This window comes from Duganella sp. sic0402 (assembly GCF_019219065.1).
In the GTDB taxonomy this organism is placed as follows: domain Bacteria; phylum Pseudomonadota; class Gammaproteobacteria; order Burkholderiales; family Burkholderiaceae_D; genus Rugamonas.
In genome coordinates this window covers 86,387-108,555 of sequence record NZ_JAHUWK010000013.1, presented here as the reverse complement: position 1 = coordinate 108,555, position 22,169 = coordinate 86,387, and the positions used below count along the sequence as shown (strand labels likewise).

General features: G+C 62.0%; 23 protein-coding genes. 6 read left to right on the top strand and 17 right to left on the bottom strand.

Features of this window, described 5'->3' with window-relative positions; all coding sequences use genetic code 11:
* Positions 1–55 precede the first annotated feature (55 nt).
* From KW842_RS24330 to leuS, 6 genes are read right to left on the bottom strand one after another with little or no spacing between them, the layout of a single operon-like run.
* Positions 56–1,255 carry a class I SAM-dependent RNA methyltransferase gene (locus tag KW842_RS24330; RefSeq protein WP_373925231.1) on the bottom strand — a complete coding sequence of 400 codons (1,200 nt, stop codon included), beginning with the start codon at positions 1,253–1,255 and terminating at the stop codon, positions 56–58.
* Between the two features lie 41 nt (positions 1,256–1,296).
* Positions 1,297–1,722: a CopD family protein gene (locus tag KW842_RS24325; RefSeq protein WP_218306710.1), complete on the bottom strand. Its 426-nt coding sequence runs from the start codon at positions 1,720–1,722 to the stop codon at positions 1,297–1,299.
* Between the two features lie 9 nt (positions 1,723–1,731).
* Complete coding sequence (locus tag KW842_RS24320; protein ID WP_218306709.1) at positions 1,732–2,997, bottom strand: glutamate-5-semialdehyde dehydrogenase; 1,266 nt, start codon at positions 2,995–2,997, stop codon at positions 1,732–1,734.
* Between the two features lie 16 nt (positions 2,998–3,013).
* On the bottom strand, positions 3,014–4,030 hold the full coding sequence (gene holA, locus KW842_RS24315) for a DNA polymerase III subunit delta (protein ID WP_218306708.1): 1,017 nt from the start codon (positions 4,028–4,030) through the stop codon (positions 3,014–3,016).
* A gap of 9 nt (positions 4,031–4,039) precedes the next feature.
* Positions 4,040–4,648: an LPS assembly lipoprotein LptE gene (gene lptE, locus KW842_RS24310; RefSeq protein ID WP_218306707.1), complete on the bottom strand. Its 609-nt coding sequence runs from the start codon at positions 4,646–4,648 to the stop codon at positions 4,040–4,042.
* A gap of 8 nt (positions 4,649–4,656) precedes the next feature.
* Complete coding sequence (leuS, locus tag KW842_RS24305; RefSeq protein WP_218306706.1) at positions 4,657–7,278, bottom strand: leucine--tRNA ligase; 2,622 nt, start codon at positions 7,276–7,278, stop codon at positions 4,657–4,659.
* A 153-nt stretch (positions 7,279–7,431) separates the two neighbouring features.
* Between leuS and KW842_RS24300 the strand changes: the two genes are divergently transcribed.
* Genes KW842_RS24300 through map form a run of 3 tightly spaced genes read left to right on the top strand, consistent with a single transcriptional unit; the run spans position 7,432 to position 9,485 of the window.
* Positions 7,432–8,196 (top strand): helix-turn-helix domain-containing protein, encoded by a 765-nt coding sequence (locus KW842_RS24300; RefSeq protein WP_218306705.1) that lies wholly within the window; start codon positions 7,432–7,434, stop codon positions 8,194–8,196.
* A gap of 40 nt (positions 8,197–8,236) precedes the next feature.
* Complete coding sequence (locus KW842_RS24295; protein ID WP_218306704.1) at positions 8,237–8,605, top strand: VOC family protein; 369 nt, start codon at positions 8,237–8,239, stop codon at positions 8,603–8,605.
* Between the two features lie 43 nt (positions 8,606–8,648).
* Positions 8,649–9,485, top strand: coding sequence for a type I methionyl aminopeptidase (gene map, locus KW842_RS24290; protein WP_218306703.1), 837 nt, complete (start codon positions 8,649–8,651; stop codon positions 9,483–9,485).
* Here the strand turns inward: map and KW842_RS24285 are convergent.
* The 5 genes from KW842_RS24285 to KW842_RS24265 are packed head-to-tail and all read right to left on the bottom strand — an operon-like array spanning position 9,472 to position 12,342.
* Positions 9,472–9,789 (bottom strand): barstar family protein, encoded by a 318-nt coding sequence (locus KW842_RS24285; protein WP_218306702.1) that lies wholly within the window; start codon positions 9,787–9,789, stop codon positions 9,472–9,474. The genes map and KW842_RS24285 overlap by 14 nt on opposite strands.
* Positions 9,790–10,215, bottom strand: coding sequence for a biopolymer transporter ExbD (locus tag KW842_RS24280; protein WP_218306701.1), 426 nt, complete (start codon positions 10,213–10,215; stop codon positions 9,790–9,792).
* 4 nt (positions 10,216–10,219) lie between these two features.
* Positions 10,220–10,885: a MotA/TolQ/ExbB proton channel family protein gene (locus KW842_RS24275; protein WP_218306700.1), complete on the bottom strand. Its 666-nt coding sequence runs from the start codon at positions 10,883–10,885 to the stop codon at positions 10,220–10,222.
* Positions 10,882–11,688, bottom strand: coding sequence for a 4-hydroxy-tetrahydrodipicolinate reductase (gene dapB / locus KW842_RS24270; RefSeq protein WP_218306699.1), 807 nt, complete (start codon positions 11,686–11,688; stop codon positions 10,882–10,884). The genes KW842_RS24275 and dapB overlap by 4 nt, the downstream gene beginning before the upstream one ends.
* Before the next feature lie 12 nt (positions 11,689–11,700).
* Positions 11,701–12,342, bottom strand: a complete 642-nt coding sequence (locus KW842_RS24265) for an outer membrane protein assembly factor BamE (protein ID WP_218306698.1) — start codon at positions 12,340–12,342, stop codon at positions 11,701–11,703.
* Between the two features lie 217 nt (positions 12,343–12,559).
* On the opposite strand from KW842_RS24265, the gene fur reads away from it, so the two are divergent.
* Entirely contained in the window at positions 12,560–12,988 is a 429-nt protein-coding gene (fur, locus tag KW842_RS24260) for a ferric iron uptake transcriptional regulator (RefSeq protein ID WP_218306697.1), read from the top strand.
* Between the two features lie 44 nt (positions 12,989–13,032).
* Here the strand turns inward: fur and hrcA are convergent, their stop codons facing one another.
* Positions 13,033–14,049 (bottom strand): heat-inducible transcriptional repressor HrcA, encoded by a 1,017-nt coding sequence (gene hrcA / locus KW842_RS24255; RefSeq protein ID WP_218306696.1) that lies wholly within the window; start codon positions 14,047–14,049, stop codon positions 13,033–13,035.
* 37 nt (positions 14,050–14,086) lie between these two features.
* On the bottom strand, positions 14,087–14,803 hold the full coding sequence (locus KW842_RS24250) for an HAD family hydrolase (protein WP_218306695.1): 717 nt from the start codon (positions 14,801–14,803) through the stop codon (positions 14,087–14,089).
* 183 nt (positions 14,804–14,986) lie between these two features.
* Between KW842_RS24250 and KW842_RS24245 the strand changes: the two genes are divergently transcribed.
* Together KW842_RS24245 and KW842_RS24240 are read left to right on the top strand one after the other, a co-directional pair.
* Positions 14,987–15,607: a hypothetical protein gene (locus tag KW842_RS24245; protein WP_218306694.1), complete on the top strand. Its 621-nt coding sequence runs from the start codon at positions 14,987–14,989 to the stop codon at positions 15,605–15,607.
* 30 nt (positions 15,608–15,637) lie between these two features.
* A complete protein-coding gene (locus KW842_RS24240; RefSeq protein ID WP_218306693.1) occupies positions 15,638–16,252 on the top strand; it encodes a hypothetical protein in 615 nt (204 codons plus the stop codon).
* Between the two features lie 150 nt (positions 16,253–16,402).
* Here KW842_RS24240 and rsmA read toward each other — a convergent pair whose 3' ends face one another.
* The 4 genes from rsmA to KW842_RS24220 form a co-directional block, all read right to left on the bottom strand.
* Positions 16,403–17,173: a 16S rRNA (adenine(1518)-N(6)/adenine(1519)-N(6))-dimethyltransferase RsmA gene (gene rsmA / locus KW842_RS24235; RefSeq protein ID WP_218306692.1), complete on the bottom strand. Its 771-nt coding sequence runs from the start codon at positions 17,171–17,173 to the stop codon at positions 16,403–16,405.
* An 18-nt stretch (positions 17,174–17,191) separates the two neighbouring features.
* Entirely contained in the window at positions 17,192–18,229 is a 1,038-nt protein-coding gene (pdxA, locus tag KW842_RS24230) for a 4-hydroxythreonine-4-phosphate dehydrogenase PdxA (protein ID WP_373925230.1), read from the bottom strand.
* Positions 18,230–18,280: 51 nt separating this feature from the next.
* Positions 18,281–19,741: a peptidylprolyl isomerase gene (locus KW842_RS24225; protein WP_218306690.1), complete on the bottom strand. Its 1,461-nt coding sequence runs from the start codon at positions 19,739–19,741 to the stop codon at positions 18,281–18,283.
* A gap of 107 nt (positions 19,742–19,848) precedes the next feature.
* Complete coding sequence (locus KW842_RS24220) at positions 19,849–22,104, bottom strand: LPS-assembly protein LptD (RefSeq protein WP_218306689.1); 2,256 nt, start codon at positions 22,102–22,104, stop codon at positions 19,849–19,851.
* Between the last annotated feature and the right edge of the window lie 65 nt (positions 22,105–22,169).

The window sequence follows — 22,169 nt, the reverse complement described above, 5'->3', positions numbered from 1 at the left end:
TAGAATAACCCGGAACCTTCTCCCGTCATTCCGGCACACGCCGGAACGACGGGGTTTACTCTTTTGGCTTGGCGGCTTCACGGCGGTTGAAGCCGGCCACCATATCGAAACGGAACAAACGGCATTCCAGCGCACCATTGAAGAACGGCGTCTTGCGCGATTCCTTCAAGCGCAGCAGCTTCGGCACCCCCAGATCCGCCGTGAACAGATACACCGTCCAGCCGGCAAAGCGCTGCTTCAGCGTCGAGCTGAGCTCCGCGTAGAAGCTATTGGCCAGTTCATCCTGCGGCATGGTGCTGTCACCGCGCACGCCGATACGCTCGCCGTACGGAGGATTGGTCAGCAAAATCCCCGGCTGCGTCGTCGGCGCCTGCACCTGCTGCGCTTCGATCTGCTTCAGCGGCACATCAAACAGAATGCCGGCGCTACGCAGATTGTGGCGCGCCATCGCCACCATATCGCCCGAAATATCAGAACCGAAAATGGTCGGCTCGGACGGCAGCGGATTCGGCTTGATGGCAGCCTTCATGTCCTGCCACACCTGGGTTTCAAAATCATGGAACTTCTCGAACGCGAAACGGCGGCGCGCGCCAGGCGGCACACCCTGCACCATCTGCGCCGCTTCGCACAGGATGGTGCCGGAACCGCACATCGGGTCAAACAGCGGCATGCCCGGCTTCCAGCCAGCCACGCGCAGCAGGCCGGCGGCCAGGTTCTCGCGCAGCGGTGCGTCGCCGGTCTCGGTACGCCAGCCGCGCTTGAACAGCGCCTCGCCCGAAGTATCCAGGTACACAATGAACTGACGCGCATCGACGAAGCCGAAGATACGCATATCCGGTTCCTTGGTATCGACCGAAGGACGTTTTTTATACTGATCGAGGAAGCGGTCGCAAATGGCGTCCTTGATCTTCAGCGTAGTGAATTCCAGGCTTTTCAGCGGCGACTTGACGGCGGTGAGATCGACGCGAATGGTGTGGTCATAGCTGAACCACTCTTCCCAGGGCTGCTCCAGCACCAGGTCATAAATATCGTTCTCGTTCTTGTAGCCGCCGACCGCCATCCGCATCAGCACGCGCGACGCGATGCGCGAGTGCAGATTCATCAGATAGGCGTCGGTCAGCTCGCCGGAGGCGTGCACGCCGCCAGGCACTTCGTTGTGCACCTTCATGGTGGTGCTTTGTTGCGCGATCTCGCGCAGTTCTTCGGCTAACGCCGCTTCCATGCCGCGCGGGCATGGGCAAAAGAAGGATGCCATAGGTGTACCTTTTGTCCGTTAAAAAAATATCCGTTCTGCGGTCAGAACGGCTTGACTACTACAAAGATGATGATGCCCAGCATCAGGAATACCGGCACCTCGTTAAATACGCGGAACCACTTGTGGCTACGTTTGTTTTCACCGCGTTCAAACTTTTTCAGCAGCGGGCCGCACGCGTGGTGATAGCCGATCAGCAGCACCACCAGGGTCAGCTTGGCGTGCAGCCAGCCGCCTGGCAGGTGCCAGCCATACAGCTGATAAATCAGGCTGATACCAAAGATCACCGCAAACACTGCAATCCACATCGAGAAGCGATACAGCTTGCGCGCCATCAGCAGCAGGCGCGCGGTGGTGTTCTTGTCGGTCTCCATCGCCAGATTAACGAAGATGCGCGGCAGGTAGAACACGCCGGCCATCCAGGCGATGACGAAGAAGATGTGCAGTGCTTTGGTCCAGAGGTACAGCATAACGATCCTTTATTGTCGAACTTCTCCGTGGCCGAATACCACGTATTTCAGCGAGGTCAGGCCTTCCAGTCCGACCGGGCCGCGTGCGTGCAGCTTGTCGTTGGAGATGCCGATCTCCGCGCCCAGGCCGTACTCAAAACCATCGGCAAAGCGCGTCGAGGCGTTGACCATCACCGACGACGAATCCACTTCGCGCAGGAAGCGCATCGCCGCCGAATGGTCTTCGGTGATAATCGCTTCCGTGTGCTTGGACGAGTAGGTGTTGATGTGTTCCATCGCCTCGTCCATGTCCTCCACCACCTTGACCGACAAAATCGCCGCCAGGTATTCGGTGGACCAGTCTTCTTCCGTGGCCGCCGCCAGATGCGGGTAGCCGGCCAGGATCGCCGCCGCTTCCGCGTCGGCGCGCAGCTCGACTTCCTTGGCCGCATACAGTTTGGCCAGTTCCGGCAGCACCGTCGGCGCAATCGCGCGCGCCACCAGCAGCGTTTCCATGGTGTTGCAGGTGCCGTAGCGATGGCACTTGGCGTTGAAGCCGATATCCAGCGCTTTCTTCAGGTCGGCCTTGGCGTCGATATAGACGTGGCAGATGCCGTCCAGGTGTTTGATCATCGGCACCGTGGCTTCTGCCATCAGCCGTGCGATCAGGCTCTTGCCGCCGCGCGGCACGATCACATCCACATACTGCGGCATGGTGATCAGCGCGCCCACGGCGGCGCGGTCGGTGGTGTCCACCACTTGCACGCCATCGGCCGGCAAGCCCGCGCCCTGCAGGCCCTCCTTGACCAGCTTGGCCAGCGCGCGGTTGCAGTGGATCGCTTCCGAGCCGCCGCGCAGAATGGTGGCGTTGCCGCTCTTGATACACAGGCCGGCCGCATCCACGGTCACGTTCGGGCGCGATTCGTAGATGATGCCGATCACGCCCAGCGGTACGCGCATCTGGCCGACCTGGATGCCAGTCGGACGGAATTTCAGGCCGGAGATTTCACCAATCGGATCGGGCAGTGCGACGATCTGGCGCAGGCCTTCGATCATGGTGGCAATCGCCTTGTCCGACAGCGCCAGGCGGTCCAGCATCGCCGGTTCCAGGCCGTTGGCGGCGGCAGCGTCCATATCCAGTTGATTGGCGGCGCGCAGCGCATCGGCGTCGCGTTCGATTGCATTGGCGATCAGCGTCAGTGCGCGGTTGCGTGTCGCCGTGTCGGCACGCGCCATGCCGCGCGCAGCCTTGCGCGCTTGCTGGCCCAGTTGTTCCATGTACTGCTTGATGTCCATCGTTGTCTCGTCGGGTTTAACCGCGCGCGACCTTCAACGCCAATTGCAGCATCGCGTCCCACGCGTCGCCGGCATACGCTTTCGCGCGCAGGCCCTTGATCATCTTGTCCACTTGCGCGGCCTCTTTCATTGCCGCTTCCAGCGTTGGCAATGAAATGCGGCGCAGCGCCGGGTCCATCATGCGTTCTTTAGGCCCCCAGATGCGGTGCTCCTTGAGCAGCGCCCCCAAAGGCCGGCCTTGCGCCATGCCCGCCTTCAGCTTGAGCAGCGTGCGGATTTCCTCCGACACCGCCCACAGCACCAGCGGCAATGCTTCGCCTTCGCCTTTCAGGCCATCCAGCATGCGGATCAACCGCGCCGGATCGCCCGCCAGCATCGCCTCACTGAGCTTGAACACATCGTAGCGCGCCACATTCAGCACCGCTTCGTGCACCTGCTCGTAGGTCAGCTTGCCCGGCTCGTGCAGCAAGGCCAGTTTTTGAATCTCCTGATGGGCCGCAAGCAGATTGCCTTCCACGCGATCGGCGATGAAATCAATGCTCTGCCGGTCCGCGCTTTGCCCCTGTTGGGCAAGGCGCTGGCCTATCCAATTGGGCAAATGCGCCCGTTCCACCTGCGGGATGTCGATATACACCGCCGCTTGCTGAAGCGCGGCCACCCAGGCCGCCTTTTGCGTCTGCCAGTCCAGCTTGGGCAGCGTAATCAAAGTCAGGTTATCCGGACTCAGATCTTTGACATAGTTTTGCAGCGCCGCGCCGCCATCCTTGCCCGGCTTGCCGGTCGGGATACGCAGCTCGATCAGCTTCTTGTCACCAAACAGCGATAGCGCCTGGTTGGCCGCCAACAGCTCGCCCCATTTGAAGCTGCGCTCCACGGTCAGCACATCGCGCTCGGAATAGCCCTGCGCGCGCGCGGTCTTGCGGATTTTGTCCGCAGCCTCCAGCGCCAGCAAATGCTCGTCGCTGGTGATGACATACAGCTGCGACAGCGATTTGCTCAAATGGCCGTCCAGCGCCTCCAACCGTAATTGCATGCGGCGCCTTTACTGAATCGGCACAGCCGGCGGTATCGTCGACGGTTGCGACGATGGCTGCTGGCCGCTCGGCGCCGGGCCTGGCGGCGGCAGCGACACGCCGGCCGTCTTGACGGCGGCGATGCGGCGCATCATCTGCTGTACCAGGTCGGTCTGCATGTCCTTGTACAGCAGTGCTTCTTCCTGTTCCTTGGCCAGCAGCTGGGTTTCGTTGAAGTCGATCGGGCGGGTCAGCGTAATTTGCGTCGGCGCCAGCAACTCCTTGCCCTGCTTGTCGATGATGCGGAAGATGATGTTGTAGGTCAGCAGATACTGGCGCACGCGGCCATTGCTGTTCAGCGAAAGAATGGTCTTGGTCTTGGTCTTTTCCGGATTGGACAAGACATCGATCACCCCATCCGCTTCCTTGGCGCTGCTGACCACCGTGGTGCCGCCGTTGGCGCGGATATTGCGTTTCAAATCAATCGCCAATGGCGACGCCTCCGGCAGCCCCACATAAATCGTCGGGAACGGCAGCGTGTAGTGGCCGCTGTCGCCGCGCAGGTGGAAACCGCAGCCCGACAGCGTCAGCGACGCCGCCAGCACTGCCGCACACAAAAACTTCGAAGTAGTCGCCATAGCTCTCTTTACACCACGATGTTGACCAATTTACCTGGCACCACGATCACCTTCTTCGGCGTGCCCTCGATGAACTTTTGCACCGCTTCGTTGGCCAGCGCGGCAGCTTCGATGGCAGCCTTGTCGGCACCTTTCGCTACCACCACGCTGCCACGCAGCTTGCCGTTCACCTGGATCATCATTTCGATCTCGGACTGTTCCAGCGCGGCCGGATCAACCTGCGGCCAGGCCGCATCCAGGATATCGCCAGCATAGCCGAGTTCCTTCCACAGTACGTGGGTGATGTGCGGCGCGACCGGATTCAGCAAGCGCAGGAAGATCGCATAGCCTTCCGACAGCACGGCCGCTTCCACATCCTTGGCCGATTCCAGCGTGTTCAGCATCTTCATGCAAGCCGACACCACCGTGTTGTACTGGATGCGCTTGACGTCGTAGTCAGCCTGTTGCAGCACCTTGTGCACTTCGCGGCGCAGGGTTTTGCCAGCGTCGGTGGTGGCAGCAGAATTCAGCGGCGCGCCTGCTGCGGCGATGCCTTCACGCTGCGCGTAGCCGAAGGCCCACACGCGGCGCAGGAAGCGGTTGGCGCCTTCCACGCCGCTGCCCGACCATTCCAGCGTCTGTTCCGGCGGCGAAGCGAACATGGTGAACAGGCGCGCGGTGTCGGCGCCGTATTGTTCGATCTGCGCTTGCGGATCGATGCCGTTGTTCTTCGACTTCGACATCTTCTCGGTGCCGCCTATCTGCACAGGCTGGCCGTCTTCCTTCAGCACCGCGCCTTGCGGACGGCCCTTGTCGTCCAGCGACAGGTCCACGTCGGCCGGATTGAACCAGATCTTCTTGCCGGATTCTTCTTCGCGGTAGTAAGTCTCGTTCAGCACCATGCCCTGGGTCAGCAGGTTGGTGAACGGCTCGTCGAATTTCACCAGGCCGAAGTCGCGCATGACTTTGGTCCAGAAGCGCGCGTACAGCAGGTGCAGCACCGCGTGTTCGATGCCGCCGATGTACTGGTCCATCGGCATCCAGTAATCATTGCGTGCATCGACCATGGCGTCGTTCGAGCCTGGCGAGGTATAGCGCATGTAGTACCACGACGAATCGACGAAGGTATCCATGGTGTCGGTTTCGCGGCGCGCTGGCTTGCCGCACTGCGGGCAGTCGCACTTCAGGAAGGCTTCATACTTGTTCAGCGGATTGCCGCTGCCATCAGGGACGCAGTCTTCCGGCAGCACCACCGGCAGGTCTTTTTCCGGCACTGGCACCGAGCCGCAATCCGGGCAGTTGATCATCGGGATCGGCGTGCCCCAGTAGCGCTGGCGCGAGATGCCCCAGTCGCGCAGGCGGAAGGTGATCTTCTTCTCGCCCAGGCCCTTGGCGGCCATGTCGGCGGCCACCGCGTCGACTGCTTCAGCGTAGCGCAGGCCATCGTACTTGCCGGAGTTGGTGACGATAGCCACTTCCTTGTCGCCGTACCATTCCTGCCATGCGCCGGTGCTGAATTCCTGGCCTTCGGCCTTGATCACCTGCTTGAGCGGCAGATTGTATTTTTTGGCGAAAGCGAAATCGCGTTCGTCGTGCGCAGGCACACCCATCACAGCGCCGTCGCCGTAAGTCATCAGCACGTAGTTGCCGACCCAGACTTCGACCTTGTCGCCGGTGATTGGATGGGTGACGAACAGGCCGGTCGGCATGCCCTTCTTCTCCATGGTCGCCATGTCGGCTTCGATCACCGAGCCCAGTTTGCACTCGGCGTTGAAGGCGGCCAGCTCCGGATTGGTCTGCGCGGCCAGCACGGCCAGCGGATGTTCTGCGGCGACGGCGCAGAAGGTCACGCCCATCACGGTGTCCGGACGGGTGGTGAAGACATACATTTTGCCGTCGGTGATCAGCTTGCCATCGGCGTCCTTGATCTCATGCGGGAAGGCGAAGCGCACGCCGGTCGATTTGCCGATCCAGTTCGACTGCATGATGCGCACGCGCTCAGGCCAGCCTGGCAGCTTGTCGTCAACATAGCCCAGCAGCTCATCGGCGTAGTCGGTGATGCGCGCGTAGTACATCGGGATTTCACGCTTCTCGATCACTGCGCCCGAGCGCCAGCCCTTGCCGTCGATGACCTGCTCATTGGCCAGCACGGTCTGGTCGATCGGGTCCCAGTTCACGGTGCCGGTCTTTTTGTAGATGATGCCTTTTTCCAGCATCTTCAGGAACATCCACTGGTTCCATTTGTAGTATTCCGGCTTGCACGCGGTCATTTCGCGCGACCAGTCGATGGCCAGGCCCATCAGCTCCATCTGCGAGCGCATGTGGGCGATGTTCGAATAAGTCCATTGCGCCGGCGGCACGTTGTTGGCCATCGCCGCGTTTTCGGCGGGCATGCCGAAGGCATCCCAGCCCATCGGCATCAGCACGTTGTAGCCGTTCATGCGCAGATAGCGGTACATCACGTCGTTGATCGTATAGTTGCGGACGTGGCCCATGTGCAGCTTGCCCGATGGGTAAGGCAGCATCGAGCAGGCGTAGTACTTCCCTTTCGGGAAACGCGGATCGTTCTCGACAGCCTTGTAGGCATCGATTGCCTTCCAGTGGGATTGCGCGGCTTTTTCTACGTCGGCGGGACTATATTTATCTTGCATGATGGTGTACGGCCAATTAGTGAATATGAACCGGACATTATACCTTGAGAGAGGGCTGGATGAGCGCTGGCTTTCCCCCTCAAGCGATGCATCGCGGCCGGGGTCCGCCCCCTCTGTGGCCCTGCGGGGTTCAAAAAGTGATAATCTTCCGCCATGTATTATCGTGAATACTCCCCCCATCCAGCACTGGCAGCACATATAGCATGCGTCTGGGCGGCGCAAGCGCCTGGCGGGGCGCATGTGCATCGCGTACTGCCCGACAATTGCGTGGATATCCTCTGGCAGGACAACGGCCAATCCGGCTTCGCGGTCGGCATGATGTCCGCCGCAATACTGGTCGCCAGCGAGCGGCCGGTACGGACCCTGGCAGTGCGCTTCAAGCCGGGCATGGCGGGCGCGTTCCTGCACACGCCGATGCAGGAGATTACCGACCAGCGCGCGGATATCGATCTACTGTGGGGACACAGCGATGCAGACCGTCTGGCCGATGCGCTGTGGACCAGCGAGGCGCCGCTGCGGGCGCGGCTGGCACTCATCGAGCGGGAGTTGCTGCGCCGCTTGCGGGCCGCGAGCGCGCTGCCGGCCGGCGCCGCGACGCTGGTGCAGCGGGCATTGGCGACGCTGGATGATAGCGGCGGCGAGGTGCGGATTGAGGCGCTGGCGGCGGCGCTGGGTGTATCGCGCCAGCATCTGGCGGCGCAGTTCCGCCAGCACGTCGGCCTGTCGCCCAAGCTGTTCGCGCGGATCTGCCGCTTCCGCCAGGCCACTGCGGCAATCAAGGTGGCGCCAGCGCCCGACTGGGCGCAACTGGCGCTGGCATGCGGCTACTTCGATCAATCCCACCTGATCCACGATTTCCAGGAATTTTCCGGTAGCGCCCCCGAGCGATTCCATTTTTCCAATCAAACCGATGCCTGATGTGCCAAGATGGCGTTTTGACTATCTGGAGGCACACACAATGATCAACGGACTGCGCACCGCCATCTATCCGGTGGCCGATCTGGCCAAGGCCAAACAGTGGTACACCAAGGTGTTCGGCGTCGAGCCCTATTTCGACCAGCCGTTCTACGTCGGCTACAACGTCGGTGGCTTTGAACTGGGGCTGCTGCCGGAAGGCGGCACGCCCGCCACCACTGGCGCGCTGGTGTACTGGGGCGTGGAAGATATCGAAGCGGAAGTCGCCCGCATCACCGCACTGGGCGCGGCCATTCATGGCGCCATCCAGGACGTCGGCGAGAATATCAAGACGGTCGAACTGGCCGACCCGTTCGGCAACCTGCTTTGCCTGATCTACAACCCGCACTTCGATTTAAAAGCGGTGCGCTAACGATTGTGGGAAAATACCGCCTCTGCAAATAAAGAGGTCAACCATGTCCCGCCGTAACGCCAATCTCATCAAAACGCCCGAGCAAATGGTTCAGGCGCGCGTCGCCGCCCAACTGGCGGCCGACGTGCTGACCATGATCGCTCCGCACGTGAAGCCGGGCGTAACCACGGCCTACCTCGACCAGCTGTGCAACGACTACATCGTCAATGTCCAGCAGGCGATACCGGCCAATGTGGGTTACGGCGGCTTCCCGGCGACCGTCTGCAGCTCGGTCAACCATGTGGTGTGCCACGGCATTCCGTCGGCCACCCAGGTGCTGAAGAACGGCGACATCATCAACATCGACGTGGCCGTCATCAAGGATGGCTGGCACGGCGACACCAGCCGTATGTACTACGTCGGCGAGCCGTCCAAGCCCACCCGCAAGCTGGTCGAAACCACCTACGCGGCGATGTGGGCCGGCATCCGCGCAGTGAAGCCGAAGGCGACGCTGGGCGATGTCGGCTTCGCGATCCAGACCGTGGCCGAAAAAGCCGGCTACAGCGTGGTGCTGGATTACTGCGGCCACGGCATCGGCCAGGTCTACCACGAAGATCCGCAGGTGACGCACTACGGCCGTCCAGGCCAGGGCATGGTGCTGAAGCCAGGCATGCTGTTCACCATCGAGCCGATGATCAACGCCGGCAAGGCCGCCACCAAGGAATTGAGCGACGGCTGGACCGTCGAGACGCGCGACAAATCGCTGTCGGCGCAATGGGAACACATGGTGCACGTCACCGAAACCGGCTTCGAGGTGCTGACGCTGGCGCCGGGTGAAACCGGCTCGAAAGCCAATATCCCGAACGCCGTACCGGCTGGCGTAGAAATCAGCGCAGACTAAGTTTCAGCGCCGGCTTTTCGCCATAGTCTTCATAGCGCTCGTTCAGGCCGGCCACGCAATACGTCACTTCTTCGAGGATGTCCGGCTGCATGGCGGCCGAATCCTTGATGACGATTTCCAGCACTTCGTTCGGCTTCAGGCGGAACTTGCTCATGCTGTCTTCGTCGCGCAAATAGCTCAGGCAATCCACCCACGCGTCCATGCTGTTGCCATAGGTGTCGGGGAAGCCCAGCGCTGCCTTGCACTCGGCGTGAAAGCTTGGGGAGTCTTTGATGGCTGCGCCATTCAGTTCTGCGGTTGCCATTTACTTGTCCTTCTTGGGATCGGTGACGAATCCCAATTTCGTTAATCCATTCGACTGCGCGGCAGCCATCACTTGGGTCACCACTTCATAGCGGGTATCCTTGTCGGCGCGCAGTTGCAGTTCCGGTTGCGGCTCCAGCTTGGCCGCTTCGACCAGGCGCGACACCAGCGCGTCCTGCTCGACCGGATCGTTATTCCAGAATATCTTGCCCTTGCCGTCGATCGACAGCGTGACCGTGGCGGCCGGCGCCGACTGCGCCGCCTGCGTTTGCGCCTTCGGCAGTTCCAGCTGCACGGAACCGGTGAACATCGGCGCGGACAGGATGAAGATCACCAGCAGCACCAGCATCACATCCACCATCGGCGTGACGTTGATGTCGGCCATCGGGCCGGGATTGCGGTGGTGGTTGAATGCGCCGAAGGCCATGCTGTTACTTGCTCAGATACGCGTGCAGGTCGTGCGCAAACGCATCCAGCTCGGCCAGGGTCAGGCGGTTGACGCGGTTGAACGCATTGTAGGCCAGCACCGCCGGTATCGCCACGGTCAGGCCGATGGCGGTCATCACCAGCGCCTCGCCCACCGGGCCGGCCACTTTATCGATCTGCACCGTGCCATGCGAGGACACATTGGCCAGCGCATGGTAGATACCCCACACGGTGCCCAGCAGGCCGACAAACGGCGCGGTGGCGCCGATCGACGCCAGCATGGTCAGGCCGCCTTCGAGACGGTTGGTGGAATGCTGTATCGCCGCGCGCAGCACCCGCGTGGCTTGCGCCGGGCGGTCCATTTCGCCGCCCAGCGACGGCTTGCTCGCCGCCTTCAGCTGCGCCGCGCCCTGCTCGGCCAGCGGCAGGAAAATCTTTTCGGGATCGGCCAGCGCCAGGCCGGCCACGCCGTCCTGCAGCGACGGCGCATCCCAGAACGCCTGCACCGCCGGCGCGCTGCGGCGGATGCGCCAGGCGGCAAACGCCTTGGCCAGGATGAAGAACCAGCTGACCAGCGACATCGCCAGCAGCACCAACGCTACCGCGTGGCTGATGGCGTCGCCCTGCTCCCAGAAACGGGCCAGGGTGAATTGGCTGGCGGCCGGGTTCATTTGTCTTTCAGGCCCAGCACGTCGTACATGTCGAACAGGCCGGTCGGCTTGTCGGCCAGGTAGCGGCAGGCGCGGATGGCGCCGTGCGCGTAGGTCACGCGGCTGCTGGATTTGTGGCTGATCTCGATGCGCTCGCCGATGCCGGCAAACAGCACGGTGTGGTCGCCGACGATGTCGCCGCCACGAATGGTGGCAAAGCCGATCGACGATGGATCGCGCTCGCCGGTCACGCCTTCGCGCGCGAACACGCCGTCTTTTTTCAGGTCGCGGCCCAGCGCGTCGGCGATCACCTCGCCCATTTTCAGCGCGGTGCCGGACGGCGCATCCACTTTGAAGCGGTGGTGGGCTTCGACGATTTCGATGTCATAGCCGGTCGACAGCGCCTTGGCGGCCTGCTCCAGCAGCTTCATGGTGACGTTGACGCCGACCGAGAAGTTCGGCGAGAACACGATCGCGGTTTTCTTCGCCGCTTCGGCGATGGCGGCCTTGCCGGCGTCGTCGAAACCGGTGGTGCCGATCACCAGCTTGATGCCATGCTCGGCGCAGTATTGCAGGTGTTCCAGCGTCGCTTCCGGACGGGTGAAATCGATCAGGTATTGCGCGCCCGCCAGGCCCTTGTCGAAGGCCGACTCCACCGGCACGCCGGCCGGCTTGCCGAGGAAGGCGGCGGCGTCGGCCTGTTCCGAGCCAGCGCGGTCCAGCGCACCCGACAGGCGGGCGTCGCCGGCGCTCTGCACGGCCTCGATCAGGATGCGGCCCATGCGGCCGCCGGCGCCGGCGATGGCGATGTTCATCTGGGTCATGCTCAATCCTTGTTATTTCTTGTCGTTGCTGATCGTCGCTTCCACCGGAGCGGCATTGGCCTTGTCCGGGCCGGATGGCAGCGGTGCGACCGGCGCCGGCTTGGCCAGCGCGGCTTCCTCGGCCGCCTCTTTCTTCAGGCTGCGGGCCGGGCCGGCGATGCGGGCGATATATTCTTTCTCGGTCGGCAGATTGCCGCCTTCCCAGCGCTCGACACGGCCGTCCTTGTCGAAGAACACGATCACGCGGCTGGTGGTGATTTCGCCATTGCCCTTGGCCAGGCGGAAGGCGTAGTCCCAGCGGTTGCCGTGGAACGGGTCGGTCAGCAGCGCGGTGCCGAAGATGAAGCGGACCTGGTCCTGCGTCATGCCGGCTTTCAATTGCGCCAACATTTCTTCGGAAACGAAGTTGCCCTGCTGGATGTCCGGACGATACGGCGAGAAGAACCACATAAAGCGCTGCAGGCGCGTGATGGTGGTGGTCTGCGCACCCTTGCTGGCGTCCAGCGTGGGTTCGTGGTCTTTTACCTCGGTGGCTTTCTCGCCCAGCGTGGTTTTGGTCGCGCAGCCGCCCAGCGCCAGCGCAACGCACGCTGCGGCTGCGACAGGAGTGAAACGGTGCAACAAAGACTGCGAAGAAGCCTGGGTGACGCGCATAAATGTCCTCAATCTGATCGAGCGGAAGTGCCGAAAAACGCTATATCATAAAGCACCCGGCGCGGGATGGGGCAGAATCCGCCAAATCAGGTGCAAAACTTTGTAAATGTAAATTAACTACGGGAAAGTATCTGGTGACGCGTGGGTGGTGCGGCCAGCCCCGGAGTGCGTTAAACTAACGCCTAGCTATCCGCCAACCACATTAAGAGTTACGACCATGGGTAATAATCCTACCGATCTGAAGGCCAGCGGCCTCAAAGCCACTTTGCCACGCATCAAAATCCTGGATATCTTCCAGAATAGTGAAGTGCGCCACCTGACCGCCGAGGATGTCTACAAGATCCTGCTGGCGGATAATATGGATGTGGGCCTGGCCACCGTGTACCGCGTGCTGACCCAGTTCGAGCAGGCCGGCCTGCTGAACCGCAACCATTTTGAAACCGGCAAGGCCATCTTCGAGCTGAATGCGGGTTCGCACCATGATCACCTGGTGTGCATGGATTGCGGCCGCGTCGAGGAATTCTTTGACGAAGCGATCGAGGACCGCCAGAACGCCATCGCCAAGGAGCGCGGCTTCAAGATTGCCGAGCACGCGCTGGCGATCTACGGCAACTGCACCAAGACCGCCTGCCCGCACCGCCCTTGATTTCCTCCCCGTACGGGGTCAGATCCCGCCGTACCGGGGGGAAATTAATTATGGCTGAGCGCGTTTGAAAGCAGCTTGGCGGTAATATCCACAATCGGTATCACCCGCTCATACGCCATCCGTGTCGGGCCGATCACCCCCAGCGTGCCAACGATCTTGCCGTTGGCCGTGTACGGCGCGGTCACCACGCTCATTTCATCCATCGGCACCAGGCTGGATTCCCCGCCGATATAAATCTGCACTCCGCTGGCCTTGGCCGACACGTCCAGCAGCTGCATCAGGCCGGTTTTCTGCTCGAACATATCGAACATCTGCCGCAACGAACTCATATTCGACGACAAATCGCTGACCGACAGCAGATTGCGCTCACCGGCGATGACCATGTCATCCTTGTCGTCCTTCATCGCCTCGCTGCCAGCCTCCACCGCCACCTGCATCAACCGGCCCATATCGTCGCGCAGCTGGCGCAGCTCGTTTTGCAGGCGCGCGTGGACTTCATCAAACGCCAGCCCGCCATAATTCTGGTTGATGTAATTGGCCGATTGCACCAGCTGCGCCGGGCTGTAATCGACATCGGTCAGCAGCAAGCGGTTCTGCACGTCGCCATTGGGCGCAACGATCACCAGCAGGATGCGCTTCTCGCCCAGGCGCAGGAATTCGATCTGCTGGAACACCGACTCACGGCGCGGGCTCAGCACCACGCCGGCAAACTGCGACAGCGAGGACAGCATCTGCGCCGCGTTGGCGATCATCTTCTGTGGCTGCGGCGATTGCAGCCGCAATTGCGCGCCGACCGCCTGCTCGTCCAGATGCTGCACGGTCAGCAAGGTGTCGACAAAGATGCGGTAGCCGCGCGGCGTCGGCACCCGGCCGGCCGAGGTGTGCGGGCTGGCGACATAGCCCAGCTCCTCCAGGTCCGCCATGATGTTGCGGATGGTGGCCGGCGACAGCTCCAGCCCGGAAATCTTGGAAAGCGCGCGCGACCCCACCGGCTGGCCGTCGGCGATATAGCGTTCTACCAGGGCCTTGAGCAGGGTTTGTGCGCGGTTGTCGAGTTGCATACTAAATATCGGTGAGCCAAAAACAATGTTGTGCTTATTATGCACCGCTCTGCGGCATCTGCCCACGTATCCACGCCAGCAGCTCGTCAAACGTGGCGCAAATGGCGTCCGGCGTGACGCCGGCGTCCAGGTGCGCACTGCCGCCGTGACGGTTCATCCACACCGCGCGCAGGCCGGCGCCTTGCGCGCCCTGCACATCCAGCCGCAAATCGTCACCAACGTAGACCGCATCCTCCGGCGCCACGCCCATCGCCGCGCAGGCGGCCAGGAAAATCCCTGGGTCCGGCTTGGCGCGGCCAAACACCGACGACGACAGCTTGTATTCAAAATGGTGGTCCATGCCGATCACTTCCAGGTCGGCGTTGCCATTGGTGATCACTCCCAGCCGCAACATGCCCTGCAATAGCGGCAGCACCGGCAGCACATCGGCGTACGGCGCGACAAGGTTGCGCTGGACGGCGAAATGCTGCATCGAGCCTTCGATATGCGCAGGGTCCTCGCCGGTTTCGGCAAAAATCTCGGCCAGCGCCTCGCGACGCAGCTGGTAGAGGTCGGCGACCAGCTCCGGCCGGCGCGCCAGCAGCGCCGCACGCCGCACCCGCAATTCAGCCACGCTGAAGGCCTGGGCCACGCGCGGCGCGTGCTGCGCCAGCCAGGCATGCCAGCTCTGCTCGGCGGCGGCGATCACCGGGGCAATCGGCCACAGGGTGTCGTCCAGGTCAAACAACAGGGCTAGCGGGCGGCGTGGGGTCATGATGCGGGGCAAAGAATGGCAAACAAGGCTATTGTACGCGCCGGCGCCGGGCCGGGGACACACGCTGTTACATCCATTTGCGTAGTCCGTGTTACCAAATGCACTAAAATACGCCGCACAAGTGTAATATGCTGCCTCCCGTGCGTGCTGCCGGGCCCTATTCGTTTTGGAGAGAGAGTTTCTATGAAAAGTTCGTTTCTGCGTGCGGGCCTAGCCCTGCTGTGTGGTGTGATCCTGAGCGCCTGCGGCGGCAGCAATGGCAGCCTGGCGCTGTCCGGCACCGTTACCTACATCGGTGGTGCGGCCAATTCCACCATCGTCCTCAGCAACAAGTCCAACAGCGACAAGCTGACCCTGACCATTTCCCCTGGCCAGAACAGTTTCGTGTTCGGCAAGTTGCTGGCCACCGATGAGCAATTTGATGTGGTGGTAGATAGCATTCCACCTGGCGCCACCTGCACCTCTACCGAGGCAAAAGGCACAGCTTCCTACTACACCGTTTATCGCGTCGCCATCAGCTGCACCGCCAATCCGTACACGCTGGGTGGCACCGTCAAAGGCTTGACCGGCACCGGTCTGGTGCTGGCCAATGGTTCCGACAGCACCGCCGTGCTGCCGCCAGCGACCGCCGGCGCCAACGTGAGCTTCACTTTCCCGACCAAGGTAGCCAACAAGGCGCTGTACGGCGCGACCATCCTGACCCAGCCTAGCAACCAGACCTGCACCATCGACCCGGCGCTGAATCCAGGCACCATGCCGGAAGCGGATCAGCTGGGCCTGATCGTGAACTGCGTCAACAAATAAGCCGCCACCGTTTAATCTTTGGAGAAATACATGAAATTTTCGTTTGTAAGCGCCGTCGCGGCGCTGACCATGCTGGCCACGCTGGCCGGTTGCGGCGGCAAGCAGCAATACACGGTAAAAGGTAACGTCCTCAACCTGACCAACAGCGGCCTGGTGCTGACCAATAACGGCGGCGATGACCTGAGCCTGCCAGTGGGCGCCACCAGCTTCGCCTTCAGCAAGCAGATCGACTACGGCACCATGTACACGGTGGCCATCAAAGCCCAGCCAGCCCACATGACCTGCGGCTGGGACACCGCCAACGTCGGTTCGGCCGGCTACAACGTGGAAATCACGCTGCAGCTGTCGTGCCAGCAAAACGCCTACAACCTGGGCGGCCAGATCACCGGCCTGACTGCGGCAGCCGACGGCACCGCACGCACCATCACGCTGATCAACGGTTCCAGCGGCACGGCCACCATCAGCAGCGCCAGCGCCACCAACGGCGCCGTGGACTTCGTCATCGGCACGGTTGCGGACGGCCAGTCCTATGGCGTTACCGCAGTGCCATCGGATAACGGCCTGAGCTGCACCGTCGCGAACGGCACCGGCGTCATGCACGAAGTCGCGGTCAGCAACATTCTGGTGACCTGCGTACCGAAATAAGGAAGGTGGGGAGGAGATATCCGAAATCGAAATAATTGATATTCGGAAAATAAAGTAGCGTTATATATCGCAACGCAGCATACTGCATCTGTCTCCTCCACTTCTTGCAAAGGAAATGGATTTCAAGCCCGCTCAATAGCGGGCTTTTTTTTACTTCAGCAGATTCGCCAGCGCCACGTACTGTGCCAGGCCGACGGCTTCCGGACGGTCGGTCGGGTTAATGCCGGCGGCGATGATCTGTTCTTCGGTGAACATGCCGGACAGGCAATTGCGTATCACTTTACGGCGCTGCGAAAACGCCTTCTGCACCACCGCTTCCAGCGTCGGGCCATCGCAGGCCAGCGGCTGGGCGACCGGAATCATGCGGACGATGGCCGAATCCACCTTCGGCGGCGGATCGAAGGCTTCCGGCGGCACGACAAACAGCAGCGACATATCGTAGCGCCATTGCAGCATCACCGACAGGCGGCCATACACCTTGCTGCCCGGCTCGGCCACCATGCGCTCCACCACCTCTTTTTGCAGCATGAAGTGCTGGTCCTGCACCAGTGGCGCAAACGTCGCCAGGTGGAATAGCAGCGGGCTGGAGATGTTGTACGGCAGGTTGCCGACGATGCGCAGCTTCTGCCCTTCCGGCACCGGGATGCTGGCGAAATCGAACTTCAGCGCGTCGCCGGAGTGCACGCTCAGCTTGTTGCGCGGATAGGCTTTCTCCAGCCGCGTCACCAGGTCGCGGTCCAGTTCGACCACATGCATGTGCTTCAGCGAGCGCAGCAGCTGATCGGTCATGGCGGCCAGGCCGGGGCCGATTTCCACCATGGCGTCGTCCGGCTGCGGATCGATCGAGTCGGTGATGCTGCCCAGTACATGCTGGTCTTGCAGGAAGTTCTGGCCGAAGCGTTTGCGGGCTACGTGTTTCATGTTTTTATTGTCCAATAATTAAGCGTTGACGGCGTTTGCCATCAATAAGGCGGTGCTGATCGCCTGTTCCATGCTGCCGCAGTCGGCCTTGCCCAGGCCTTGCGCGGCCAGGTCCAGCGCCGTGCCGTGGTCTACCGACGTGCGTATCAGCGGCAGACCCAGCGTGATGTTGACGCCGTTGCCGAAGGTGGCGTACTTCAGCACCGGCAAGCCCTGGTCGTGGTACATGGCCAGCACGCAGTCGGCGTCCCGCAGGTATTTCGGCTGGAACAGCGTGTCGGCCGGATACGGGCCGGCGGCAGCGATGCCGCGCGCCTGCGCCGCCGCGATGGCCGGCGCGATGATCTCGATTTCCTCGCGGCCCAGGTAGCCGCCCTCGCCCGCATGCGGGTTCAGGCCGCACACCAGGATGCGTGGCTGGGCGATGCCGAACTTGTGCTGCAGATCGGCGTGAATGATGTCCAGAATGCGCGCCAGGCCGTCCTGGCTCAGCGCCCCCGCCACATCCTTCAGCGGCAGATGGGTGGTGGCCAGCGCCACGCGCAGCGGCGCGCCATGCAGTTCGCCGCTGAGCTGCTGCGGGCCGGCCAGCATCATCACCACCTGCGGCGTTGCGGTCTGGTCGGCAAAATATTCGGTATGGCCGGAAAACTTCACGCCGGCATCGTTGATGGTGCTCTTTTGCAGCGGCGCAGTGACCACCGCCTCGAACCAGCCGGCCTGCACGCCTTCGATGGCGGCGTCCAGCGTGTCCAGCACGGCACGGCCGTTTTCCTTGTCCAGCTTGCCGGGAACCACATGCGCGCCGAGCGGCACATCGATCACCGTGATGCGGTCGGCGCCAAAGTGCGGCAGGCCGCCGTTGCGCACCGCCATCAGCGACAGCGAGGACAAACGGATTTCAGGATCGATGTCGGCGGCCGTCATGGCCAGGAAGGCGGCGTCGCCCAGCAGCACGCAATTGACTTCGTGCCGCCGCGCCCACGCCGAGCGGATGGAGATTTCCGGGCCGATGCCGGCCGGCTCGCCGACCGTGACGGCAATAGCGGGGCGCACTCCCGGGCGCCGTTTGGATGAAGTGGCGCTCAAGCGTGCTCCCCTTTCTGCTTACTTGTTGGCGTTGGCGTTGGCCGCCTTGTCGTCTTCGTTGCGGTACTCGACGTAGGCACGGTCGCGCACTTCGCGCTGCCAGCTTTCAGTGGCTTCTTCCAGCTTGCGGTCGCGCAGCGCCTGGCGCGCATTGTTGCGCTCGCGCTCCTTGGACACGTCGTCGGTCTTGCGCTCCATCACTTCGATCAAGTGCACACCGAAGCTGGTTTCCACCGGCTCGCTGACTTCGCCGATCTTCAGCGCATTCATCGCCGCCTCGAATTCCGGCATGGCGTCGCCAGGGGACAGCCAGCCCAGGTCGCCTCCCTTGGAAGCGGAACTGTCATTGGACACCAGGCGTGCCAAATCTTCAAACTTGGCGGCCTGATTGTCCAGGCGCTCTTTCAGTTCCAGCAGCTTGCGCTTGGCGTCCGCCGCGCTCATGGTCGGCGTGATCTTGATCAGGATGTGGCGGGCATGGGTCTGCTGCACCGAGGCCACGGCTTGCGCTTCGGCCATGCTGCGGCGGTCGACCGCCTTCAGGATGTGGAAGGCGCTGGTACTCTTGATGATCGGCGTGACCTGGCCCGGCTTCAGCTTGACCAGCGCTTCGGCGAACACCGGCGGCAGGCGCTCAGGCTGGCGCCAGCCGACCGAGCCGCCTTGCAGTGCATCGCTGGCGTCTGAGTAGGTGGCGGCCATCTTGGCGAAGTCGGCGCCGGTGCGCAGCTGGCGCATCACTTCCTCGGCGCGCGCGCGGCGCTGGGCAATCACCTCGGCCGAGGCATTGTCCGGAATACGTACCATGATCTGCGAGATATTGATTTCGAACTGCTCGGCGGCGGCGGCTTTTTCAGCGGCGATAAAGCTGTCCACCTCGGCATCGGAAATCTGGATCTTGCCGTCGACTTCATGCTCGCGCAGGCGCTGCATGATGATTTCTTCACGGATTTCTTCGCGGAAGGAGGCGTATGGCGTGCCATCCTTTTCCATCTGGTCGCGCAGCTGCTGGATGTTCATCTTCTGCGCCTCGGCGATACGGGCAATGGCGCGGTCCAGTTGCAGGTCGTCCACGCGCACGCCCATTTCCTTGGCCAGTTGCAGCTGCGAGCGCTCGACGATCATGCGCTCCAGCAGCTGGCGGCGCAGGTCGGCAGGGTCCGGCATCTGCACGTTCTGCGCTTTCATGCGCGCGCTGACGGTCTTGATGCGGTTGGACAGTTCGCGCTGGGTAATCACGTCGTCATTGACCACCACCACGATCGAGTCGATCTCGACGTTGCCCGACGAACCAGGCGGCAGGAAACCACCGCTGCTGTCTTTCTTGGCGGCGGGCGCAGCGGCCGGCACGGCGGCGCTAGCGGCAGGCGCGGCAGCCGCAGCAGCCGCAGCAGGTGCAGGCTCCTCTTTTTTCTTCGACGAGAACAGGCTACAACCGCTGAGCGCGGCCGTGCACAACAGGACTGCGAGGACTTTCATCTGGTACTTACTGGCATTACGCATGGTAGAAGAACGCTCAAAGGTGTATAAAAAGTCAACAGGCGCCGCGACACGAAATGCGCGGCGGACGCCAAGTGTACATGGAGTTAGCGGCCATAGCCCTCATTCAGGCGTTGATAGCCCGGAATACTGTTCTTCATCGCTTCCAAGGGGCTGCCGACACCCAGGTGCGACAGGCCGTTCAGTTCCAGCTGGAAGAAGATCTGGGTCGACTGCTTGGTCGAGGTGGTCACGAAACGCTGCGCGCCGGTGCGGAACACCCAGCAGTCGGCGTTGTACTCCAGGCCGACCAGGCTTTCCAGGATTTTCTTGTCCTGCATCGAATAACTGATGCGGCCCACGCCATACCAGCGCTGGAAGATCGGCCACTGGCTCGACATCTCGACGTTCTTGAAGCTGTTGCGCAGATAGCGGTACCCCAGGTTCAGCACCTTCTTGGCGCCCGGTATCCACTGCACGGTATAGCTTTGCGAGACCACATTGCTGGTACTCTGGTTGTACTGCACGGCGCTGTCGAAGGCCCAGGTTTCCGAAATGCGGCCGGATGCGGCCAGCAGGATGTCGGAGCGCGAGTCCACCACCGGCGTGGCCGAATTCAGCTGCACCTGCTGGTCACGGAAATAGAACCGCTGGCCAAACGCCAGGCGCAGCATCTCGGCGCCATTGGCGTCGAGGAAGCGCGAGGTCAGCGCAGCCGTCAGCTGGTTGGCGTCGCCGATACGGTCAGACCCGACGAAGCGGTTTTCGCTGAAAATCTGGCTGAAGTTGAAGGTGGCCGCGTCGGTATCGAAGGTCGGGAAGCGGCTCTGGTCGCGGTACGGCGTGTTCACGTAGAACAGCCGTGGCTCCAGCGTCTGCGTCATCTGCTTGCCGCGCCAGCTTACGTCGCGCTCGAACACCAGGCCGGAGTCCAGCGAGAAGGTTGGCACCGTGCGCGACAGGTTCTCCGATGGCTGCGTGCCGTATGCATCCATGCTGTAGCTGGCCATATTGACCATCAGCTTAGGCGTGATGAAGTAGCTTGGCCCGATGATCGGATAGCTGACTTGCGGTATCGCCACCAGGCGGGTGCCATTGATCAGCGTCGGATGGTAGAAGCGGGTCAGCTCGGAATCGAAAGCCCAATCGAAACCGCCAGCCACGTCATACTGCGCGGCGTGGAAGTTCACCGCCGGCAAACGGTCATACGGGCGGGTCACGGTCAGCGACGGATCGGTGATCGATTCCGGATCTTGCAGCACCTGGTATTTCTGCACGCGTGCAGTCAGCGTCCAGAAGCTGCCGACGTAATCGGTGCGCAGCTCGCGCAGCAGCTGACGCTCGGTCGAGCTGGACACCGTCTTGGAGAAATCATTCGGATAGTTGTTGTCCGATGCGGCGCGGAAACTCCAGCTGTACGCCCATTCCGGCGTGATGTCTTGCGCGTGGGTCGAGCGCACCATCCAGCGGTCGCTATGTTCGTCCGGGTTGGCGGCGGCATAGGCGCGGTCGCGCGGCAGGTATTCAAGATAGGTCTCGCCCTTGTACAGGCCGCCGTCAGTCTCGCCCAGGTAGCGGCCCAGCGCGCCAACTTGCAGGCCGCGATTGCCGATCAGTTTCGGGTACAGCGTCAGGTCGCGGTTGGGTGCGATATTGAAGTAATACGGCACCACCAGCTCGGGACCATTCTTTGAGCCGAAGCCCGGCGTCGGCGACAGCCAGCCGGAGCGGCGCGCGCCCGACAGCGAGAACGACAGCGCCGGCGTGCCGATGATGGGCACGTCCTTGAAATAAATCAGCGTCTTGCCGGCGGTGCCGACGTCGCGGCCGGAATCCAGGTTTAGCGTATCGGAGCGCAGATACCAGTCCGGCGTCACGCTCTGGCAGGTGCTGTAAGTGCCGTTGATGACCTGGGCTTCGTCTTCATTGATGAAATTGAGGCGCTCGGCCTTGCCCTGCGCCTGGTTGGTTTCCAGCTTGTAGGTGGGATTGAGCATATAGCCCTTGCCCGTATCCATGTTCAGCTTCAGCTCATCGCCGGTGAAATAGTCGCCGAAGCGCCAGATTTTCACATTGCCTTCCGCTTCGACCTCGTTCTCGACCTGGCGATAGCAGGCGGTATCGGACTTGACCTTGGTCTTGTCCTTGACCAGCTCGGCATCGCGCTGCAGCACGATCTCGCGTTCGGGACGGCCGCTGATATCCTCGGCCTGGACGACGGTGGGGGCGTTGGCGTCTTCCACGCGCGGCGCACGCTGCTGCTTGTGCGTCGTTTGCGCATAGGCGTGAGAAGGCAACGCCGACACAGTAAAGATAGCGGACAGGGCATACGCCAAGCGCTGCAATTTGGGCATGCGGGTCATGAAAAGAAGTGGCCAAGCACCATGAAAGGCGATTTTTTAATTTGAATCCCTTATTATATGGGAAT

Coding starts and splice junctions, on each gene's coding strand:
- KW842_RS24300 (WP_218306705.1), top strand. CDS start 7,432: ATGTATTATCGTGAATACTCCCCCCATCCAGCACTGGCAGCACATATA.
- leuS (WP_218306706.1), bottom strand. CDS start 7,278: ATGCAAGATAAATATAGTCCCGCCGACGTAGAAAAAGCCGCGCAATCC.
- KW842_RS24330 (WP_373925231.1), bottom strand. CDS start 1,255: ATGGCATCCTTCTTTTGCCCATGCCCGCGCGGCATGGAAGCGGCGTTA.
- KW842_RS24245 (WP_218306694.1), top strand. CDS start 14,987: ATGAAAAGTTCGTTTCTGCGTGCGGGCCTAGCCCTGCTGTGTGGTGTG.
- rsmA (WP_218306692.1), bottom strand. CDS start 17,173: ATGAAACACGTAGCCCGCAAACGCTTCGGCCAGAACTTCCTGCAAGAC.
- KW842_RS24280 (WP_218306701.1), bottom strand. CDS start 10,215: ATGGCCTTCGGCGCATTCAACCACCACCGCAATCCCGGCCCGATGGCC.
- KW842_RS24240 (WP_218306693.1), top strand. CDS start 15,638: ATGAAATTTTCGTTTGTAAGCGCCGTCGCGGCGCTGACCATGCTGGCC.
- KW842_RS24265 (WP_218306698.1), bottom strand. CDS start 12,342: ATGCGCGTCACCCAGGCTTCTTCGCAGTCTTTGTTGCACCGTTTCACT.
- KW842_RS24220 (WP_218306689.1), bottom strand. CDS start 22,104: ATGACCCGCATGCCCAAATTGCAGCGCTTGGCGTATGCCCTGTCCGCT.
- dapB (WP_218306699.1), bottom strand. CDS start 11,688: ATGACCCAGATGAACATCGCCATCGCCGGCGCCGGCGGCCGCATGGGC.
- hrcA (WP_218306696.1), bottom strand. CDS start 14,049: ATGCAACTCGACAACCGCGCACAAACCCTGCTCAAGGCCCTGGTAGAA.
- KW842_RS24225 (WP_218306690.1), bottom strand. CDS start 19,741: ATGAAAGTCCTCGCAGTCCTGTTGTGCACGGCCGCGCTCAGCGGTTGT.
- KW842_RS24325 (WP_218306710.1), bottom strand. CDS start 1,722: ATGCTGTACCTCTGGACCAAAGCACTGCACATCTTCTTCGTCATCGCC.
- fur (WP_218306697.1), top strand. CDS start 12,560: ATGGGTAATAATCCTACCGATCTGAAGGCCAGCGGCCTCAAAGCCACT.
- KW842_RS24275 (WP_218306700.1), bottom strand. CDS start 10,885: ATGAACCCGGCCGCCAGCCAATTCACCCTGGCCCGTTTCTGGGAGCAG.
- KW842_RS24295 (WP_218306704.1), top strand. CDS start 8,237: ATGATCAACGGACTGCGCACCGCCATCTATCCGGTGGCCGATCTGGCC.
- lptE (WP_218306707.1), bottom strand. CDS start 4,648: ATGGCGACTACTTCGAAGTTTTTGTGTGCGGCAGTGCTGGCGGCGTCG.
- KW842_RS24285 (WP_218306702.1), bottom strand. CDS start 9,789: ATGGCAACCGCAGAACTGAATGGCGCAGCCATCAAAGACTCCCCAAGC.
- map (WP_218306703.1), top strand. CDS start 8,649: ATGTCCCGCCGTAACGCCAATCTCATCAAAACGCCCGAGCAAATGGTT.
- holA (WP_218306708.1), bottom strand. CDS start 4,030: ATGCAATTACGGTTGGAGGCGCTGGACGGCCATTTGAGCAAATCGCTG.
- KW842_RS24320 (WP_218306709.1), bottom strand. CDS start 2,997: ATGGACATCAAGCAGTACATGGAACAACTGGGCCAGCAAGCGCGCAAG.
- KW842_RS24250 (WP_218306695.1), bottom strand. CDS start 14,803: ATGACCCCACGCCGCCCGCTAGCCCTGTTGTTTGACCTGGACGACACC.